We start from the raw sequence: 17,563 nt of genomic DNA on the forward strand, positions 1-17,563 counted from the left end.
GCTTGTGCATAGGAGATTTGCACAAAGGACGGGTGGGCTCAGCGCCCCAGGCCGGCACGCTTGAGGGCGTCGGCCATCGAGCCGCCAGCCGGGCGCTGCTCCTGCTGACGCGGCCCGCGTTGCCCACCCCGCTGATTTCCCCGCTGCGGCTTCTTCTTCGGCTGGCCGGGTTCGTCGTCAAGCCGCAGGGACAGGCCGATGCGCTGGCGATCGACATCGACCTCCATCACCTTCACCTTGACCACCTGTCCGGAGCGCACCACCTCGCGCGGGTCGGAGACGAAGCGGTCCGACAGGGCGGAGACGTGGACGAGTCCGTCCTGGTGGACGCCGACGTCGACAAACGCGCCGAACGCCGCGACGTTGGTGACGGTGCCCTCGAGGATCATGCCGGGCCGCAGGTCCGAGACCTTCTCCACGCCCTCCTTGAAGGTGGCCGTCTTGAACTCCGGGCGTGGGTCGCGGCCGGGTTTGTCCAGCTCGGCGATGATGTCGGTGACCGTCGGGATGCCGAAGGTGTCGTCGGCGAAGTCAGCGGCACGCAGCCCGGAGAGCACCCGGGTGTTGCCGATGAGTTCCGCGACGTCGAGGCCGGTGGCCTTCGCGATGCGCGCGACCACCGGGTAGGCCTCGGGGTGCACGGCGGAGGCGTCGAGCGGGTCACTGCCACCGGAGATCCGCAGGAAGCCGGCGCACTGCTCATAGGCCTTCGGCCCCAGGCGCGGGACCTTCAGCAGGGCCTTCCGGCTGGGGAAGGCACCGTGGTCGTCGCGGTGGGCGACGATGTTCTTCGCCAGGGTGCCGGTGACCCCGGCGACGCGCTCGAGCAGCGGGACCGAGGCGGTGTTGAGGTCCACGCCGACGGCGTTGACCGCTGACTCGACGACACCGTCGAGGGTGCGGGCCAGGGCATGCTGGTTGACGTCGTGCTGGTACTGGCCGACGCCGATGGCCTTGGGGTCGATCTTGACCAACTCCGCCAGGGGGTCCTGCAGGCGACGCGCAATGGAGACGGCCCCGCGCAGGGAGACATCCATCTCTGGGAACTCGGCGGCCGCGATCTCGGAGGCAGAGTACACCGACGCCCCGGATTCGCTGACCACGACCGGGGTCGGCCGCGTCCCACCCGCCGACGCGATGAGGTCCGCGATCTCCCCCGCCAACTTCTCCGTCTCCCGGGAGGCGGTGCCGTTGCCCACGGCCAACAGGTCCACCCCGTGCGTGGCGCACAGGCCGGCGAGCTCCTGGCGGGCGGCGTCCCAGCGGTTCTGCGGCTGGTGCGGGTAGACGATGGAGGTGGCCAGCACCTTGCCGGTCGGGTCCACCACGGCGCACTTCACGCCGTTGCGGAAGCCCGGGTCCAGCCCCAGGGTGGCGCGCTGCCCGGCGGGGGCGGCGAGCAGGACATCGCGGAGGTTGGTGGCGAACACGTCCAGGGCACCTTCCTCGGCCCTCTCCTTCAGGCGCATCCGCACGTCGAGGCCGGAGGAGACGGCGAGCTTGGTGCGCCAGCCGAAGCGGACGGCGTCGGCCAGCCAGCGGGACTCCCCCACGGGCAGGTCGAAGCGGGAGGCGATCATGCCCTCGTAGATAGCATCGTCACCGGGGTCGAGGTGCAGCTGGAGCACGCCCTCGGACTCGCCGCGCAGCAGCGCCAGGATGCGGTGGGAGGGCAGCTTCGTGAAGGGCTCGGAGAAAGAGAAGTAGTCCTTGAACTTCGCCCCCTCGTTCTCCTTGCCCGGGGCGACCGTGGAGGTCATCTGGCCGGTGCGGAACATCTGCTCGCGGACCTCGCCGACCAGGTCGGCATCAAGGGCGAAGCGGTCGATGAGGATCGCCCGCGCCCCCTCGAGGGCCTTCTTCTCATCCTCGAAACCGTCCGTGAGGTAATCGGCGGCGAGCTGCTCGGGGGCGGAAGAGGGGGCGTCGATAAGCGCATCGGTGAGGGCCTCGAGCCCGGCCTCGCGGGCGATGTCCGCCTTCGTCTTACGGCGCTTCTTGAACGGCAGGTAGAGGTCCTCCAGGCGGGCCTTCGTCTCGCAGGCGAGGATGAGCGCGCGGAGGTCATCGGTGAGTTTGCCCTGCTCATCGATGGCCTCGAGGACGGCCTGCTTGCGCTCCTCGAGTTCGCGCAGGTAGGTGGCGCGTTCCTCGATGGTGCGAAGCTGCGTGTCGTCGAGACCGCCCGTGGCTTCCTTGCGGTAGCGGGCGATGAAGGGGACGGTGTTGCCTTCCGCGAGCAGGTCGAGGACGGCGCGGATCTGGCCCTCGCGGACCTGCAGTTCGCGGGCGATGGTGGAGACGATCATTCGGCACAGTCTACGCGGGGCACTCCCGGCTTCTTAAGCCTGCGCCTTCCGCTTCCCCTGCCGCCAGGCGCGGAAGAACATGAGCGCGAGGAGTCCCAGGGTGATCCACAGCAGGTAGCGGTTGATCACCTCGACGACCTCGAGCACCTGCTCACCGTAGGTGAAACCGAGCCACAGGAACAGGCCGTTGACGGCCAGAACAGAGAGCACGTTGACGGCGAGCATGATGACAAAGCGGATCTTCAGCAGGCCGGCAACGGCGTTGACAATGGTGTTGGGAACCGGTCCCGGCAGGTAGCCCAGCGGGATGAAGGCGAGGGTGCCGGCGTACATCTTCCGCGATTCCGCGGCGACGGCGCGCTGGAAGAAGCGGTGCGCGCGGGGCATGTACTGCAGCGACATGTCGATGAACTCCATGCCCCACTTGCGGCCCATCGCCCAGTAGACGGGCATGAATTTCACTGCGCCGATGACGGTGCACAGCAGATACACCCACCACACGCCGTTGCCCACCGAGGCGTTGGCACCCGAGACAACGGCGGAGGTGTAGCCGCCGACGGCGAGGGTGTAGATGAGCGGGTGCGACAGCAGCCAGGCACGCAGCGGGATGAGCGCCAGTGCCCACAGCCCCATGAGGATGAGCGCAGTGAAAAGGATCTTGTCGGTGCGGTCGGGGTGGGCGAGAAACCCGGGGAGTTCGGGTTCGTCCTGCTTCGTCATCTGCGTATTGACCTTGCCATTCGGGAGATTGTGTGCCGCCGTCCGCGGATCGTCTCACTGAGCGTATAGATGTTCATCGGGTCCGCCAACCCGCCGGGCCCGGCGTCGCCGATGTGCTGGATGTCGGCGCCGGCGATCTTGTTGTCGTGCGCGATGCGGCGGATGGTGGCCGGGTCGGAGGTCTCCTGGCTCGTGCCAATCGTTGTCATCACCAGTCCGCCGCGCGCATGCACGGCACGGACGATCTCCACGAGCTCATCCATGGTGAATCCGGGAACGGTTCCCACTGCCGGGACGAGGATGATGTCGGCGCCCGCGTCCAGGTAGTCCGACACCGCCTGCTTATCGACGACCCCCTCACCCACCCCGGCGCCGTGCATCTTTCCGGCGATGATGAGGCCGTCGAAAAGCTCTGTGCACAGCGCGATGGTGTCGGCGATCTGTGCGTTGCTCACCCCGGAGCCCGGGTTGCCGGTCAGGCAGAGGAAATCCGCGCCGAGCTCGCTTACCCGGATGATGGACTCCCGCAGCGCCTGCCGGCCCGGCGCGACATCCTGGCGTTCCTCCAGCATCGTCGCAGCCTGGTCCACGGGTTCGAGGTTGATGCCCACGGGGCGCCCGACGAGCTCGCGCAGGCGCCGCACCGGATCGTCGGTGACGTCGAGCCCGTGGATGTAGGGATGCTCGACGTCGAGGAAGTTGAGCAGGATGAGGTCGGCCCCGAAGGCGCGGGCGATCTCGGCGTTGGTGATGTCGGTGATCTGCGGGATGAGCGCGGTGATGTTCTCCGCGCACACCACCCGCCCCTCGCTGGCCGCGATCGCCTGCTTGAGCTGGGCGGGTGTGAAGTCGAGGATCTCGGAGGTGTCGGCGCTGATCAGTCGTTTCATCGGATGCTCCCGGGGTGTTTCATCAGTTGGAAGGCGATGAAGGCCGGTACCCGGGAGAGCTTCTCGTGCGCCTCCGGATACTTCTGCTTCATCGTCTCGGTCGGTCGTGGTTCCACGAGCTTCTCGACGACGAACCCGGCCTCCGCGAACTCGTCGGTCAGGGTGGACAGGGGGGCGCGTCGATAAGCAACCTGCAGGCCCATCGACCACGTCTCCTCGATGCGCTCGGTGGTGAAGTAGCTGCCGCCGCGGCGTCGCCAGTCATCGGTGGGATGGCCGGTGGAGAGCACGAGGCGGCCGTCATCGGCCAGGACGCGGTGCAGTTCGCGCAACACCTCCACGGGATAGTGCAGGTGGTGCAGAACGAGCGCCATGAGCACGCGGTCGACGCTGCGATCGGCCAGCCAGTCCAGCGGTTCCTCCAGGGGCTGGACGTGAAACTCCGCCTCCGGCGCGCGCCTGCGGGCCAGGCGGATGAGTTCGGAACTGGCGTCGACGCCCACCACCGACGCCCCGCGGGCCAGCAGCTCGGCGGCGTAGTGGCCGGAGCCGCAGCCGGCGTCGAGAATGTGCAGGCCGGCGACGTCGCCGAGCAGCTCGAGCAGCGCGGGGCGGTCATAGTGGGCGTTGTAGGCGCTGTCGGCGGCGTGCCGGTCGAAGGCCTCCGCGGCGCGGTCGAACATGGCCATGGATTTAGGACCTGTCCTGCCAGGCGCAGGCGGCCGCGACCCCCGGCTCCGTCTCCCCGAGGTGGCTCGTGCCGTACCAGTAGGTGCCCGCCGGCAGCGCAGCAACCACGGCCGCGGTGGCCGCGCGCAGGTCGAGATCGCTGCGGCCGTTGATGATCACCCGGTACAGCGACTCGGTGACGGGCATGTGTCCCTGCTCCTGCGCGAACTGGGTGAGCAGCATGTTGTCCGGCTCGCAGGTGAGGTCGACGATCTCACCGTGGACGGAGGCCACGTCGTACCCGGCCTCGCCCAGTGCCGCGGGCAGCTGCGCGGACACCTTTTCCCAGTCGGCGGGGCGGGCGAGGATGTTGAGATCCGTGGAGATGACTCGAGACATGGCCCCACGCTACTCCCTCCCGTGAGCATGGGGCCGTGGTCGGAGTGTTTAAAGTACGTTATGAGAATTCGCGATTCGGGTCAGTTCTTAAAGTACGCTTTACATCTCTCCCTGGCTGAGTTTCGACACTTCCGCGAGACACCGCCCACCACTCCTCCTGAGCACTCCTACCGGGCGTGGGTGGAGATCGGAGGCTTTCCGGCATCCACTCTTTCCACGGACCCGCACGTGACGGCACAGCTCAACGATGCACTTTTTCGATTCCATATTCACCTGCGAAATCGCGCTGCGCGGCCAGCTCCGGGACGCCGCAGTGTTCCTCAAGGTGGCACGCACCGTCGTTGATGTCATCGGCTCCCCGATTTCCGTGAACAAGATCGTCACAACGCTGGGAGGTGAAGGACACAAGACGAATTCGCCAACCGTAGACAGATTCCTCACCCTCATGGAGAACGCCCATCTCATTTACGCCTGCCACCGTTATGACACCCGCGGGCGCGGTTGGCTCCGCACGAACGGAAAACACTACGTCGTCGACCCGTCGACCATGGACCGGATCGCCTTGGATACTGACCACGTGATCCAGGTCAATGCCGCCGACTTTCTGGCTGGCGGCGACCTGCACTGACTACTCCAGGCCCAGGACCTTGCGGTCGGCGGCGGAGAGGTCGGCGTCGATAAGCAGCTCGGGGCGGACAGCCTGCGTACGCAGCAGCGCCTGATCGCGGCGCCACCGGTCGACGCGGGCGTGGTTGCCGGACAGCAGCACGTCGGGAACGTCGAGGTCACGCCACGTGCGGGGCTTGGTGTAGGACGGGCCCTCGAGCAGCCCGTCGGAGAAGCTGTCCTCCTCGTGGCTGCGGCGGTTGCCCAGCACCCCGGGGATCAGGCGCACCACGGCCTCGGCGATGACGAGCACCGCCACCTCCCCGCCGATGAGGACGTAGTCGCCGATGGAGACCTCGCGGACGCGGTAACGGTTGTCGGCATCGACGATGACGCGCTGATCGATACCCTCATAACGCCCGCAGGCGAAAACAATGTGATCCTCGTGCGACCAGGCGCGCGCGTCCTCCTGGGTGAAGGGCTTCCCGGCGGGGGTGGGCACGATGAGCAGCGGACGCTCGTCGCGCTCCCCGGCCGCGTAGGAGGACTCGTCCGTGTCCACCGGCTTCTCCAGGTGCGGCAGCGAACTCTCCAGTTCCACGCCCGCGCGCCCGGCGGCGACATCATCGAGCGCGGGGCCCCACACCTCCGGTTTCATCACCATGCCGGGGCCACCGCCGTAGGGGGTGTCGTCGACGGACTTGTGCACGTCCGTCGCCCAGTGGCGCAGGTCATGGACCCCGACAGACAGTCTGCCCTGCTCGATGGCCTTGCCCAGCAGGGCGTGGCGCAGCGGGTCGAGGTACTCGGGGAAGATGGTGACGACGTCGAGCCTCACAGGTCCAGCAGCCCTTCCGGCGGGGTGATCACGACGGCCTCGTTGTCGAGGTCGACGATGGGCACGATGGCGTGGACGAAGGGGACCATGGCCTCGCCGCCGCCGTCGTCGAGACGCACCTCGAGGAGGCGGTAGGCGGTGCCGCGCACGACCCCGGTGATCTCGCCGATGTCCTCCGGCTCCGGCTGCGCGCCCTCGTAGGCGCGTGCGGTGGCCTCCTCCTCGCTCACCGCCCCGACGTTGAGCACCCGCAGGCCGATGAGTTCGTGGTCGTAGTAGGAGTCATCCTCCTCGTCGATGACCGGCTCGGCGAAAAATCGCAGTCCGCGCAGCGATTCGGCTTCCGTGCGGCCGGGAATCTCCTCGAAGGTCACCAGCAGCCGACCCTGGTGCGGGCGCACGGACTTCACCGTCAACTCGAGCGTCTTACCGGTCTGGCGACCCGACAGCACGGTCCCGACGGCGAAGCGCCCGTCCGGGTCATCCGTCGTGGGGTCGACGACGAGCTCACCGCGCACGCCGTGGGGCTTGATCACACGTCCGATCTGGACCTCATTGTCATTCACGGCCTTCATGCTAGTCGGCTAGCCTCAACGCCATGAACGTCCTTCCGCTTCTCGACGCCGCCCCCGCACCCCATCCCTCACGACCCCGCCCGGCGGTCCAGCGTCTGCTGCAGGGTGACGGTGCGAATCTCATCGTCTTCACCTTCGCCCCGGGACAGGACCTGCCGGACCACCGCTCCGCTCATCCCATCACCGTGCAGTGCGTCGCGGGCGAGCTGGACTTCACCTGTGGCGAGGAGACGGTGCGCCTGGACCCGGGTGTGGTGGTCCACCTGCCTGAGCATGTCACGCACCGGGTGGAGTGCCCCGCGGACGCCCCGGATCGCAGCATCCTCCTGCTGACGATGCTGACGGGAGAGCGCCATGCCTGAGCTTCCCGACACCCCGCACATCAACCCGGGTGGCGCCCCGATCGCCCGGACCGTGCTGCTGCCCGGTGATCCGCTGCGCGCGAAGTTCATCGCGGAGACGTACCTGGAGGATGTCGTCCAGTTCAACGCGGTGCGCAACATGCTCGGCTTCACCGGCACGTGGCAGGGCCATGAGGTCTCCGTCATGGGTTCCGGTATGGGCATCCCGTCCATCTCCCTCTACGCGCACGAACTCATCCACGTTTACGGCGCGCAGCGTCTGATCCGGGTGGGCAGTTGCGGTGCTATGCAGCCGGACCTGGATCTCTACGAGATCATCATCGCCCAGGGAGCCTGCACCGATTCCCGCTTCCTCTCCCAGTACAACCTGCCCGGCACCTTCGCGCCGATTGCGTCGTGGAGCCTGCTGCAGGCCATCACCGAGGAGGCCGCCCGGCAGGAGGTGAAGGTGCATGTGGGCAACATCCTGTCCTCCGACATCTTCTACCACGCCGATGACACAGCGATCTCCCGCTGGGCCCGGATGGGCGTTCTGGGCGTGGAGATGGAGTCCGCCGGCCTCTACGCGGTGGCCGCGGAGGCCGGTGTCGATGCCCTCGGGGTGTTCACCGTCTCCGACAACATCGTGACGGGAGCGGCGACATCGGCGGCCGACAGGGAGACCGCGCTGACGCGCATGATGGAGCTGGCGCTGCCCCTCAGCGCTATGTGATGTATATCACATATCAAATTTCTTAACCGAATCGTCACGAAAAGTTCGAAAAACCGGCCGCCCGCCCGCCGATCCCATGTCGGATTGTGCATGCAAAATTGCTAATGCGCGGCGCGAATGCCCCCTAACGACACTTTCCAAGGCTGTCAAGGGCCAGATTCGAGCAGTGACCGACGATGGTTGACGAGGCCCGCACCGCCCCCACGCCGCTGCCCCAGATCCCTACCGTGGTGATTGTTCCACTGACGTTCCCACGAAAGGACATTCAAGACAATGGTTAACCGCAACATCGCAGACATCACCCGCGCAACCGCTTACGACGCCGACGGTGAGAAGCTCGGCTCCGTCAAGGAGGTCTACATCAACGACGCCAGCGGCCAGCCGGATTTCGTTGAGGTCGGCCACGGCCTGTTCGGCATGGGCTCCTCCCTCGTCCCGCTGCGCGGCCACCGTCTCGATGGTGAGAACCTCAAGCTGGCCTTCACCAAGGACCGCATCGAGGACGCACCGAGCGTCGACAACGACGCCCACCTCACCGATGAGGACCAGGCCACCATCTACCGCCACTTCGGCCTGGAGTCCACCCAGAACGTCGAGACCTACGACGCTGATGTCGACACCCGCGACCGCGCCGGCTACGGCACCACCGATGACCGCCGTGATGTGGTCGACCGCGACGTGGCTGACCGCGACGTCCACGCCGGTGTCGCCGCAGACCGCGACGTGAACCGTGATGTCGCCGCAGAGGGCGAGATGGTCCGCTCCGAGGAGCGCCTCAACGTCGACAAGGAGCGCGTCGCCACCGGTGAGGCCCGCCTGCGCAAGTACGTCGTCCGCGACACCGAGACCGTCGAGGTTCCGGTTGAGCGCGAGGAGGTCCGCCTGGAGCGCACCCCGATCGACGCCGACGACGCTGCAGCTGCCCGCGGCGGCGCCCTCGCCGACGACGAGACCACCGTCACCCTCAGCGAGGAGCGCGTGAACGTGACCAAGGAGACCGTCCCGGTCGAGAAGGTCAGCCTGGGCAAGGAGACCGTCCGCGACACCGAGACCGTGTCCGAGGATGTCGCTCACGAGGAGATCGAGGTCGAGGGTGACAACCTCAACCGCGACAACCGCGACCTGCGCTAAACCACGCACCACCCTCCACCCCTGACGGCCCCCGGGCCATCAGGGGTGGTGGTCTTTCATGAGCCGCTCCAGCCGCCGCTGCGCCTCCTGCCGCGTCGGCGCCACGGTCTCGTAGTAGTACTTGACCTTCGGTTCCGTTCCCGAGGGCCGCACGATGACGCGGTCGGCGCCGAACTCCCGCACCACGCGCTCGCCTGCCGGCTGCGCCACCCGCACCGCCACCTGCCGGGTCAGGTGATGGCCGAAGCGGTCACCGAGGTCATCGAGCAGCGCCGCAAGATCGCTTCTCGACGCCACCTCCGCCACCCGCAGACACGCCGTGATGCCGTCCTTGTCGGCCACATACCGCGGATCGACGCAATAGCCCAGGGCCTCCTCATAGCCGAAGACGAGATCCGGCACCCGGGCGATCCACTTGAAACCGGTGTCCGTCTCCACGAAACCCAGCCCCTGATCCGCGGCGATCTTCCCCAGCAGCCGCGAGGACACGTGCGAGCACGCCAGCACCCCCTCCCCGGTCCGGGAGGCGATGTCCCAGCCGAGGATCGCGCCGATCTCATCCCCCGTGAACGGGCGCCCCGCTACGGCGACGGCGCAGCGGTCCGCGTCCGGGTCCAGCGCCAGGATGAGGTCGGCGTCGACCTCCGCCGCCAGGGCGAAGGCGAGGTCCAGGGCCCCGGCCTCCTCCGGGTTGGGGTAGGCGACGGTGGGGAAATCCGGATCCGGGTCCTGCTGTTCCGCCACCGGGTGCACGTTGGCGAAACCCGCCTCCCGCAGGGCCCGCGCCAGTACCGCGGCGCCGACACCGTGCAGGGCGGTGGTGACGATGACGGGTTGGGAGGAAGGGGCGTCGATCAGCGAGACGGCGCGGGCGAGATAGTCCTCCACGACGTCCACCTCCCGGATGTTCCCCCGCGAGCGCGGGATCTCATCGGCCCATCCGGCGGCATCGATGGCCGCGGCGATCTCGGCGTCACTGGGCGGGATGATCTGCGAGCCGGAGGCGTCGAACACCTTGTAGCCGTTGTCGGTGGCCGGGTTGTGGGACGCGGTGATCATCACCCCGGCATCCGCGTGGAAGTGGCGCACGGCGAACGCGGTCAGCGGGGTGGGCTGGCGCGGTGGCAGGGCCAGCACCTCGACACCGGCGGCGGAGAACACTTCGGCGGCCGCCTCGTAGAACGCGGCCGAACCGTGGCGGGCATCGCAGCCGAGGACCACGCGTGCACCCACCCCCAGCCAGGCCGCCAGCCCGGCGGTGGCCCGGGTGACGGTGGCGACGTTCATCGCGGACTCCCCCGCCCCGATCGGCCCCCGCAGCCCGGCAGTGCCGAACGTCAACGGGCCCGCGAACCGGGAACTCAGCCGCGGGTCATCCGCCGCAATCCACCCCAGCACCTCTGCCCGGGTCACCGGATCCGGGTCATGCGCCGCCCACTCGGCCGGGTTCACAGCCCGGACAGCACGGCGGCCGAGGAGGAACAACCCAGGCGGGTGGCGCCGGCCTCGATCATGGCCAGGGCGGTCTCGGTGTCGCGGATCCCGCCGGAGGCTTTGATCCCCAGGCGCCCACCGACCGCGGCGTGCATGAGCTCGATCGCGTGCACCGTGGCACCGCCCGCGGGGTGGAACCCGGTGGAGGTCTTGACGAAGTCCGCTCCCGCCCGCTCCGCCGCGACGCAGCAATGGGTGATCTGCTCGTCGCTCAGCACGGCCGTCTCCAGGATCACCTTGAGCACCGCCGTGGGGATCGCGTCGCGGACCGCGCGGATATCGGACTCGACGGCCTCGAACTCGTTGTCCCGGGCGAAGGCGAGGTTGATCACCATGTCGACCTCGTCCGCCCCGGTGGACACCGCCAGCGCCGCCTCGGCGGCCTTGATGTGGGCGTGGTGTGCGCCGGAGGGGAACCCGCAGACCGTGGCCACCTTCACACCTCCGGGCACCTCCACCGGCAGCCGCGAGGGCGAGACGCACACGGAGTAGACGCCGAGCTCCGCGGCCTCCGCGACGAGGGCGTCCACCTCCGCAGCGGTGGATTCGGGCTTGAGGAGGGTGTGGTCGATGTACCGGGCGAGGTCAGTGCGCTTCATACCTTCCAGTTCTAGCCGATCCGCTCGTGGATGAGGGTGCGCGGTGTCGGCGGGGTGTCGCCGATGACCGGGTGCAGTCCCTCCAAGGCCCGCTCGAAGCGCTCCGGGGTGTCGGTGTGCAGGGTGAGCAGCCGGTCGCCCCGCCGCACGCGCGTACCCACCGGAGCATGGATCTCCACACCCGCCCCCGCCTGCACCGCGTCCTCCTTCCGGGAACGACCGGCGCCGAGCCGCCAGCTCGCGACCCCGACCTCGCGGGCGTCGAGAAGCGTGACGTGGCCGTCGCGCTCCGCCAGCACATCATGGGTGTGGGCGGCGCGCGGCAGCGGGGCATCCGGATCCCCGCCCTGGTGGCGGACCATCGCCCGCCAGGTGTCCATGGCGCGACCGTCGCGCAGCGCTGCGGCGGGATCGGCATCCACCCCGGCCAGCGTGAGCATCTCCCGGGCCAGCGCCAGCGTCAACTCCACCACATCCGCCGGCCCACCACCGGCCAGCACCTCCACGGCCTCGCGCACCTCGAGTGCGTTGCCCACCGTGCGCCCCAACGGCGTCGACATGTCCGTGAGCAGTGCGCAACTGCGCACTCCCGCATCCTGCCCGAGCTCGACCATGGTGCGGGCGAGCTCGCGGGCGTCGTCAAGCGAGGTCATGAACGCACCCGGGCCGACCTTGACGTCCAGGACCAGACCGTCCGTGCCTTCGGCGATCTTCTTGCTCATGATGGAACTGGCGATGAGCGGGATCGAATCCACCGTGCCGGTGACATCCCGCAGCGCGTACAGCTTGCGGTCCGCGGGAGCCAGGTCCGCGCCCGCGGCCGCCACGAAACCACCCGGCGCCGACCGCATCTGAGCTTCACTCAGCTCCGCCCGCCAACCCGGGATCGCCTCGAGTTTGTCCAGCGTGCCGCCCGTGTGCCCCAGCCCGCGCCCGGACAACTGCGGCACGACGACCCCGTGCGCGGCCACGAGCGGACCCAACGGCAGGGTGATCTTGTCCCCCACCCCTCCTGTCGAGTGCTTATCGACGCTGCCCTCCCATCGCATCCGCGTCCCCGAGTCGATCATCGCGTTCGTCCAGTCGACGATCTCGCGGCGCTCCATCCCCCGCAGGACAATCGCCATCGCCAGCGCGGACATCTGCTCCTCGGCGACCCGCCCGTGCGTGTAGGCGGCGATGACCCAGTCGATCTGCGCGGTGCTCAGGGCGGCGCCGTCGCGCTTGGTGCGGATAATGTCGATCATGTCCATGTCCCCCACCTTAGGGAGAACCATGCTTCTCGACGCCGCCCGCGCCGCCGCCCGCCACGCCTACGCCCCCTACAGCAATCACCCGGTGGGCGCGGTCGTGCTCACGTCGACGGGTCAGATCTTCAGCGGATGCAATGTGGAGAACGCCGCGTTCGGGGAAACCATCTGTGCCGAGCGGGGTGCCGTCATGGCGATGGTCGCGGCCGGGTTCCGGGAGATCGACACCGTCGCCGTCGCAGGTCCCGACGGCCCCTGCTGGCCCTGCGGCTCCTGCCGCCAGGTGCTCTCCGAGTTCGGGTGCCGCCGCGTCCTGGTCGAGGGCCACGACCTCGACTTCACCGCCCTGCTACCCCACGCCTTCGGAACTGCAAAATGAAAACAACCCCGCTCGAGAGCGGGGTTGATCAGCAAGAACGCTTTACTCTGCGTCCTTCTCCTCGGAAGCCTCTGCGGACTCCTCGGCCGGAGCCTCCTCGGACTCAGCAGCCTCAGCAGCAGCGGCCTCCTCGGCGGCAGCCTTCTCAGCAGCCTCCTTCTCGGCGGCAGACTTGGCCTCGGCCTCTTCCTTGGCCTTGCGCTTCTTCTCGGTGATGGCCTCGACGGTCGGGCCCTCGTTGGCCTCGGCCAGAGCCTGGTTGAACAGGTCGAGCTTGGACGGCTTCTCCTCGGCCACCTTCAGGGTGCCCTCGGCGCCGTCGATGCCCTTGTACTTCTGCCAGTCACCGGTGACCTTGAGCAGGGCGAGAACCGGCTCGGTCGGCTGGGCGCCGACGGACAGCCAGTACTGTGCACGCTCGGAGTCGATCTTGATGAGGGACGGCTCCTGCTTCGGCTCGTAGATGCCGATGTTCTCGATGACCTTGCCGTCGCGGCGGGTGCGGGCGTCGGCGATGACGACGCGGTAGTGCGGGGTACGGATCTTGCCGAGACGCTGCAGCTTGATCTTGACAGCCATGTGGGGCTCCTTCAATAAAGTCACTGGGCAGTTCAGACACCCGCCACCTGTCGGCGGGCCGGTTCAACCCTCGGATTTCACTGCGTGTGACTGACCGGCCGACCGTGGTCGGGAGCGGCATGACGCAGTAACCCGGAAAACTATACCGGGCTGGCGGCCGGGGAGGAAATCGCTACTTCTTCCCCTGGCCGAAGTCGAGGTTGTCCAGGTCGAGGCCCTCCATGCCCTTCGGCATCCCCGGCATCCCCGGGAGCTTCGGCATACCTGGCATGCCCGGCATACCGCCGCCGGACTCCATCTGCTTCTGCAGCTGCTGCAGCTGGGACATGTCGGGCATGCCCGGCATCTGCGGCTGGGTCGGCCGGTTCTTCACCGGCTTGCGTTTGCCGCCCTTGCCCTTGCGGCCCTTGGGCTTCTTCTTCGTGGCGGAGCGCTGCATGCCTCCGCCAGGCATGCCGAACTGGCCGGCCATCTTGCCCATCATCTTCTTGGCCTCGAAGAAACGCTCGACGAGCTGGTTGACGTCGGTGACGGTGACACCGGAACCGGCGGCGATGCGCTTGCGGCGGGAGGCGTTGAGGATCTTCGGGTCCTCGCGCTCGGCGGGGGTCATGCCGCGGATGATGGCCTGGATGCGGTCGAGCTGCTTCTCATCGACCATGTCGGCCATGTCGTTCATCTGCTTGCCGCCGGGCAGCATCTTGAGGATGTTGCCCAGGGGGCCCATGCGGCGGATCATGAGCATCTGGTCGAGGAAGTCCTCGAGGGTGAGCTCGCCGGAGCCGAGCTTGGCGGCGGTCTCCTCGGCCTTCTTCTGGTCGAGGACCTGCTCGGCCTGCTCGATGAGGCTGAGGACGTCACCCATGCCGAGGATGCGGCTGGCCATGCGCTCGGGGTGGAAGACGTCGAAGTCCTCGAGCTTCTCACCGGTGGAGGCGAACATGATGGGCTTGCCGGTGACCTCACGGATCGACAGCGCGGCGCCACCGCGGGCGTCGCCGTCGAGCTTGGTGAGGACGACACCGGTGAAGTCGACGCCGTCGCGGAAGGCCTCGGCGGTGGTGACCGCGTCCTGGCCGATCATGGCGTCGATGACGAAGAGGACCTCGTCCGGGTTGACGGCGTCGCGGATGTTGCGCGCCTGGGTCATGAGGGTCTCATCGATACCCAGGCGGCCGGCGGTATCGACGATGACGACGTCGTGCTGCAGTCGGCGGGCTTCCTCGATACCCCGCTTCGCGACGTCCACCGGGTCACCGTGGGAGGTGCCCATGTCGTGGTCGTGGGAGTCGATGCTGGTGCCCGGGTCCGGTGCGAAGGTGGGCACGCCCGCGCGCTCACCGACGATCTGCAGCTGCTGGACCGCGCCCGGTCGCTGCAGGTCACAGGCCACCAGCATGGGGGTGTGACCCTGCTTGGCCAGGTGCCGGGCCAACTTTCCGGCCAGGGTCGTCTTACCCGCACCCTGCAGACCGGCGAGCATGATGACGGTCGGCGGGGTCTTCGCCAGGGTGAGGCGGCGGGTCTCACCACCGAGGATCTCGACGAGCTCCTCGTTGACGATCTTGACCACCTGCTGGGCGGGGTTGAGCGCCTCGGAGACCTCGGCGCCGGCGGCACGCTCCTTGATGCGCTTGATGAAGCCGCGGACGACCGTCAGGGAGACATCGGCCTCGAGCAGGGCGAGGCGGATCTCCCGGGCGGTGGCGTTGATGTCCGCCTCGGTCAGTTTGCCCTTGCCGCGTAGCCCGGTGAGGGCACCGGTAAGGCGGTCTGAAAGAGACTCGAACACTGGGACACTCTCCTACGACTTCGATGAATCAACGTCCCCATGCTAACCGTTGCCCAGCACGCGGGTCACATCCCTGTCCACCTTGCGGCGGTCGACCGGCCCGGTGAAGGCGGTCTGGACGATCATGGTGGCACCCGGAGTGCTCATGGTCAGCCACTCCACCTCCGGTACCACCCGCAGGAGGGCGGCCAGTGCGCCGACCCGCGCGGCAGTGCGTACCTCGAGGGTCTGACCGCGCCAGGACACCCAGGTCGGGGCAGGCACCGGGGCCGGTACCGCGGTGTGGATGCCGGACTTGTGGGACTGGATGACCGCGGCGGTATCGAGTTCCTCGAGCGTCTCGACGGTCGGGCGGGCGTCGTACTCCGCGTGCGGCCCCGAGATCCGGGCCCCGACCAGCTTCCACGCCTTGGCGGCGAGCAGCGCGAGGATCTGCTGCGGATCGGTGTCGCGGGCGGAGACGATGACCAGGTCCTCCTCCTCCCGCAGGCTCAGGTCCTCCGGAGCGTGGACGTACGGGCGCAGCGGCTCGGACTGCACGAGCGCCCGCCGGGCCCGCCGCACCAGGGTCCGCAACCCGGACTCCAGGCGCGCGTTCCACACTCCCGGCCCGGTGGCCTTGGCGTCGGCCTCGGTGAGCACCTCGAGCAGGTCGAGGGTGTCGCGGTCGTAGTGGACGGCGTCGAGAAGCATGTCGAGGGTCTCGTCGGCACCCGGGTCGAAGCGCGCCGCCAGGCGGGCGATGGTGGTGTGCTCGGCGACGAGCGTCTGCACCCGGGAGCGGTCGGGGAGGTTGAGGCCCAGGCGGGCGGCCAGCCGCGCGACGAACTCGGCCCCGACCTGTTCGTGCGGCCGTCCGTACCCCTTGCCGATGTCGTGGAACAGCGCACCCAGCATGAGCAGATCGGGGCGGGCGACGGAGACACCGGCGGCGGCGCAGTGCGCCACGGTGACGATGCTGTGCTGGTCGATGGTGTGGATGTGGGTGCGCTCGCGCGGCATGCGACCACGGATGTGCTCCCATTCGGGCACGAGCCGTGTCCACAGGCCGCGGGTGTCGAGGTCGTTGATCATCTCGGGGTGGGTGAGCAGCTCGAAGAAGTCCTCGGCCGCGGCCGCCGGCAGCACCTCGGGCAGGTCGGGCAGCTCGATAAGGCGCGCCCACGTGTGGTCGGTGACGGGCAGTCCGGTGCGGGCGCTGGCCGCCGCGACACGCAGCAGCAGTGCGGGGTCCCCCAGATCAGGGCGGCGGGAGAGGGTGATCTCTCCCCCGGCGTCGACGACGTCGACATCCAGCGGGCGGCGTTCCCCGCGGGCCCGCGAACCGAGCGCACCGCGCGCGGTGGCCAGCGCCGCGGTGACGGCGGCGTCGATACGCCGGGCGGCGGCCGCCACCTGGGCGGAGAGCTCATGGCGGTCGGCCAGGCCCATCTCCGCGGCGATGTCGGTGGCGAACTCGGGGTCGAGGACGTCGCGCCGGCGGCGGGCGTGGGTGTGGAGGTGGGCGCGGACGTCGAGAAGCAGGCGGCGCTCGGCGGCCAGCGGGGGGACATCACACAGCTGGGCGAGGGCCAGCGCCCGGATCAGATCGAGGTCCCGCAGCCCGCCGCGGCCGTTCTTGAGGTCCGGGTGCGTCATGGTGACCACCGAGCCGAAGCGCCGCCAGCGGGCGATGGCGGTGTCGACCAGCGCGTTGAAGTTGCGGTGGATCTCCACGCGCCATTCCCGCAGCACCAGCTCCCGGGTGCGGGCCGCCAGCGCCGCGTCACCGGAGAGATAACGCATCTCCAGCAACGCCAACGCCGCGGTCGAATCGGCGCTCATCATCCCGGCGCATTCGGCGGGCGTGCGTACGGCGTGGTCCACGCGGTAACCGCTGTTCCACAGTGGGTACCAGAGCTTCTCCACATCCGGGATCTGCCCTTCCGGGTGCAGCAGGACCAGGTCGAGGTCCGAGTGCGGCGCCATCTCCTTACGCGCCAGAGACCCGGTGGCCACGAGGGCACAACCGGGTGGGACGGGCAGATTAGAGAGCAGCGTCATCGTGGTCGCCGGTGCGGACGCGGATGACGCGCTCCACCGGGGTGACCCACACCTTGCCGTCACCCATCTTGCCGGTGTAGGCGGCGCGGGTGATGGCGTCGAGGACGTCATCGACCTGGGCGTCGGTGACCAACACCTCGAGCTTGACCTTCGGCACGAAGTCGGTGGCGTACTCGGCGCCGCGGTAGACCTCGCTGTGTCCGCGCTGCTGGCCGT

The 17,563-nt window shown here is 68.5% G+C and carries 19 protein-coding genes; 5 read left to right on the forward strand and 14 right to left on the reverse strand.

What is annotated here, in order from left to right; translation table 11 throughout:
• Nucleotides 1-38 precede the first annotated feature (38 nt).
• The 5 genes from Q4F73_RS01935 to Q4F73_RS01955 are packed head-to-tail and all read right to left on the reverse strand — an operon-like array spanning nt 39 to nt 4,987.
• Nucleotides 39-2,309 carry a Tex family protein gene (locus Q4F73_RS01935; protein WP_303357660.1) on the reverse strand — a complete coding sequence of 757 codons (2,271 nt, stop codon included), beginning with the start codon at nt 2,307-2,309 and terminating at the stop codon, nt 39-41.
• Nucleotides 2,310-2,342: 33 nt separating this feature from the next.
• Nucleotides 2,343-3,029: a DedA family protein gene (locus tag Q4F73_RS01940; protein ID WP_303357661.1), complete on the reverse strand. Its 687-nt coding sequence runs from the start codon at nt 3,027-3,029 to the stop codon at nt 2,343-2,345.
• A complete protein-coding gene (locus tag Q4F73_RS01945) occupies nt 3,026-3,919 on the reverse strand; it encodes a hypothetical protein (RefSeq protein ID WP_303357662.1) in 894 nt (297 codons plus the stop codon). The genes Q4F73_RS01940 and Q4F73_RS01945 overlap by 4 nt, the downstream gene beginning before the upstream one ends.
• On the reverse strand, nt 3,916-4,608 hold the full coding sequence (locus Q4F73_RS01950) for a class I SAM-dependent methyltransferase (protein WP_303357663.1): 693 nt from the start codon (nt 4,606-4,608) through the stop codon (nt 3,916-3,918). The genes Q4F73_RS01945 and Q4F73_RS01950 overlap by 4 nt, the downstream gene beginning before the upstream one ends.
• A gap of 4 nt (nt 4,609-4,612) precedes the next feature.
• Nucleotides 4,613-4,987 carry a hypothetical protein gene (locus Q4F73_RS01955; protein ID WP_303357664.1) on the reverse strand — a complete coding sequence of 125 codons (375 nt, stop codon included), beginning with the start codon at nt 4,985-4,987 and terminating at the stop codon, nt 4,613-4,615.
• A gap of 247 nt (nt 4,988-5,234) precedes the next feature.
• Here Q4F73_RS01955 and Q4F73_RS01960 point away from each other — a divergent pair, with 247 nt between their 5' ends.
• The gene (locus Q4F73_RS01960) at nt 5,235-5,615 is read left to right on the forward strand and encodes a hypothetical protein (protein ID WP_303357665.1); all 381 of its coding nucleotides are present in this window, start codon (nt 5,235-5,237) and stop codon (nt 5,613-5,615) included.
• Here the strand turns inward: Q4F73_RS01960 and trmD are convergent, their stop codons facing one another.
• Entirely contained in the window at nt 5,616-6,431 is an 816-nt protein-coding gene (gene trmD / locus Q4F73_RS01965; RefSeq protein WP_303357666.1) for a tRNA (guanosine(37)-N1)-methyltransferase TrmD, read from the reverse strand.
• On the reverse strand, nt 6,428-7,006 hold the full coding sequence (gene rimM / locus Q4F73_RS01970; RefSeq protein WP_303357667.1) for a ribosome maturation factor RimM: 579 nt from the start codon (nt 7,004-7,006) through the stop codon (nt 6,428-6,430). The genes trmD and rimM overlap by 4 nt, the downstream gene beginning before the upstream one ends.
• Before the next feature lie 23 nt (nt 7,007-7,029).
• Between rimM and Q4F73_RS01975 the strand changes: the two genes are divergently transcribed.
• The 3 genes from Q4F73_RS01975 (at nt 7,030) to Q4F73_RS01985 (ending at nt 9,211) form a co-directional block, all read left to right on the forward strand.
• Nucleotides 7,030-7,368: a cupin domain-containing protein gene (locus Q4F73_RS01975; protein WP_303357668.1), complete on the forward strand. Its 339-nt coding sequence runs from the start codon at nt 7,030-7,032 to the stop codon at nt 7,366-7,368.
• The gene (gene deoD, locus Q4F73_RS01980) at nt 7,361-8,080 is read left to right on the forward strand and encodes a purine-nucleoside phosphorylase (protein WP_303357669.1); all 720 of its coding nucleotides are present in this window, start codon (nt 7,361-7,363) and stop codon (nt 8,078-8,080) included. The genes Q4F73_RS01975 and deoD overlap by 8 nt, the downstream gene beginning before the upstream one ends.
• Nucleotides 8,081-8,353: 273 nt before the next feature.
• Nucleotides 8,354-9,211, forward strand: coding sequence for a PRC and DUF2382 domain-containing protein (locus Q4F73_RS01985; RefSeq protein WP_303357670.1), 858 nt, complete (start codon nt 8,354-8,356; stop codon nt 9,209-9,211).
• 39 nt (nt 9,212-9,250) lie between these two features.
• Here the strand turns inward: Q4F73_RS01985 and Q4F73_RS01990 are convergent, their stop codons facing one another.
• Genes Q4F73_RS01990 through Q4F73_RS02000 form a run of 3 tightly spaced genes read right to left on the reverse strand, consistent with a single transcriptional unit; the run spans nt 9,251 to nt 12,581 of the window.
• Nucleotides 9,251-10,663: a phospho-sugar mutase gene (locus tag Q4F73_RS01990; RefSeq protein WP_303357671.1), complete on the reverse strand. Its 1,413-nt coding sequence runs from the start codon at nt 10,661-10,663 to the stop codon at nt 9,251-9,253.
• Entirely contained in the window at nt 10,660-11,304 is a 645-nt protein-coding gene (deoC, locus tag Q4F73_RS01995; protein WP_303357672.1) for a deoxyribose-phosphate aldolase, read from the reverse strand. The genes Q4F73_RS01990 and deoC overlap by 4 nt, the downstream gene beginning before the upstream one ends.
• Nucleotides 11,305-11,315: 11 nt before the next feature.
• Entirely contained in the window at nt 11,316-12,581 is a 1,266-nt protein-coding gene (locus Q4F73_RS02000; RefSeq protein ID WP_303357673.1) for a thymidine phosphorylase, read from the reverse strand.
• Between Q4F73_RS02000 and Q4F73_RS02005 the strand changes: the two genes are divergently transcribed.
• Nucleotides 12,550-12,933 (forward strand): cytidine deaminase, encoded by a 384-nt coding sequence (locus Q4F73_RS02005; RefSeq protein ID WP_303357674.1) that lies wholly within the window; start codon nt 12,550-12,552, stop codon nt 12,931-12,933. The genes Q4F73_RS02000 and Q4F73_RS02005 overlap by 32 nt on opposite strands.
• Nucleotides 12,934-12,975: 42 nt before the next feature.
• On the opposite strand, the gene rpsP is transcribed toward Q4F73_RS02005, so the two are convergent.
• The 4 genes from rpsP to Q4F73_RS02025 form a co-directional block, all read right to left on the reverse strand.
• The gene (gene rpsP / locus Q4F73_RS02010) at nt 12,976-13,512 is read right to left on the reverse strand and encodes a 30S ribosomal protein S16 (RefSeq protein WP_303357675.1); all 537 of its coding nucleotides are present in this window, start codon (nt 13,510-13,512) and stop codon (nt 12,976-12,978) included.
• Between the two features lie 172 nt (nt 13,513-13,684).
• Nucleotides 13,685-15,304, reverse strand: coding sequence for a signal recognition particle protein (gene ffh, locus Q4F73_RS02015; protein ID WP_303357676.1), 1,620 nt, complete (start codon nt 15,302-15,304; stop codon nt 13,685-13,687).
• A gap of 42 nt (nt 15,305-15,346) precedes the next feature.
• Nucleotides 15,347-17,347: a [protein-PII] uridylyltransferase gene (locus Q4F73_RS02020; protein ID WP_303357677.1), complete on the reverse strand. Its 2,001-nt coding sequence runs from the start codon at nt 17,345-17,347 to the stop codon at nt 15,347-15,349.
• Nucleotides 17,331-17,563, reverse strand: a 233-nt coding sequence (locus tag Q4F73_RS02025) for a P-II family nitrogen regulator (protein WP_303357678.1), incomplete at its 5' end; no start/stop codon positions are given. The genes Q4F73_RS02020 and Q4F73_RS02025, both read right to left, overlap by 17 nt.

It is taken from the genome of Corynebacterium sp. (assembly GCF_030535495.1).
In the GTDB taxonomy this organism is placed as follows: domain Bacteria; phylum Actinomycetota; class Actinomycetes; order Mycobacteriales; family Mycobacteriaceae; genus Corynebacterium.

Bases quoted from the DNA above. Each gene is read 5' to 3' on its own strand.
- rimM (WP_303357667.1), bottom strand. From the start codon at position 7,006: ATGAAGGCCGTGAATGACAATGAGGTCCAGATCGGACGTGTGATCAAG.
- Q4F73_RS01960 (WP_303357665.1), top strand. From the start codon at position 5,235: ATGCACTTTTTCGATTCCATATTCACCTGCGAAATCGCGCTGCGCGGC.
- Q4F73_RS02000 (WP_303357673.1), bottom strand. From the start codon at position 12,581: ATGGTTCTCCCTAAGGTGGGGGACATGGACATGATCGACATTATCCGC.
- Q4F73_RS02020 (WP_303357677.1), bottom strand. From the start codon at position 17,347: ATGACGCTGCTCTCTAATCTGCCCGTCCCACCCGGTTGTGCCCTCGTG.
- Q4F73_RS01950 (WP_303357663.1), bottom strand. From the start codon at position 4,608: ATGGCCATGTTCGACCGCGCCGCGGAGGCCTTCGACCGGCACGCCGCC.
- deoD (WP_303357669.1), top strand. From the start codon at position 7,361: ATGCCTGAGCTTCCCGACACCCCGCACATCAACCCGGGTGGCGCCCCG.
- rpsP (WP_303357675.1), bottom strand. From the start codon at position 13,512: ATGGCTGTCAAGATCAAGCTGCAGCGTCTCGGCAAGATCCGTACCCCG.
- Q4F73_RS01945 (WP_303357662.1), bottom strand. From the start codon at position 3,919: ATGAAACGACTGATCAGCGCCGACACCTCCGAGATCCTCGACTTCACA.
- Q4F73_RS01975 (WP_303357668.1), top strand. From the start codon at position 7,030: ATGAACGTCCTTCCGCTTCTCGACGCCGCCCCCGCACCCCATCCCTCA.
- Q4F73_RS01985 (WP_303357670.1), top strand. From the start codon at position 8,354: ATGGTTAACCGCAACATCGCAGACATCACCCGCGCAACCGCTTACGAC.
- Q4F73_RS02005 (WP_303357674.1), top strand. From the start codon at position 12,550: ATGTCCATGTCCCCCACCTTAGGGAGAACCATGCTTCTCGACGCCGCC.
- deoC (WP_303357672.1), bottom strand. From the start codon at position 11,304: ATGAAGCGCACTGACCTCGCCCGGTACATCGACCACACCCTCCTCAAG.
- Q4F73_RS01940 (WP_303357661.1), bottom strand. From the start codon at position 3,029: ATGACGAAGCAGGACGAACCCGAACTCCCCGGGTTTCTCGCCCACCCC.
- Q4F73_RS01935 (WP_303357660.1), bottom strand. From the start codon at position 2,309: ATGATCGTCTCCACCATCGCCCGCGAACTGCAGGTCCGCGAGGGCCAG.
- Q4F73_RS01955 (WP_303357664.1), bottom strand. From the start codon at position 4,987: ATGTCTCGAGTCATCTCCACGGATCTCAACATCCTCGCCCGCCCCGCC.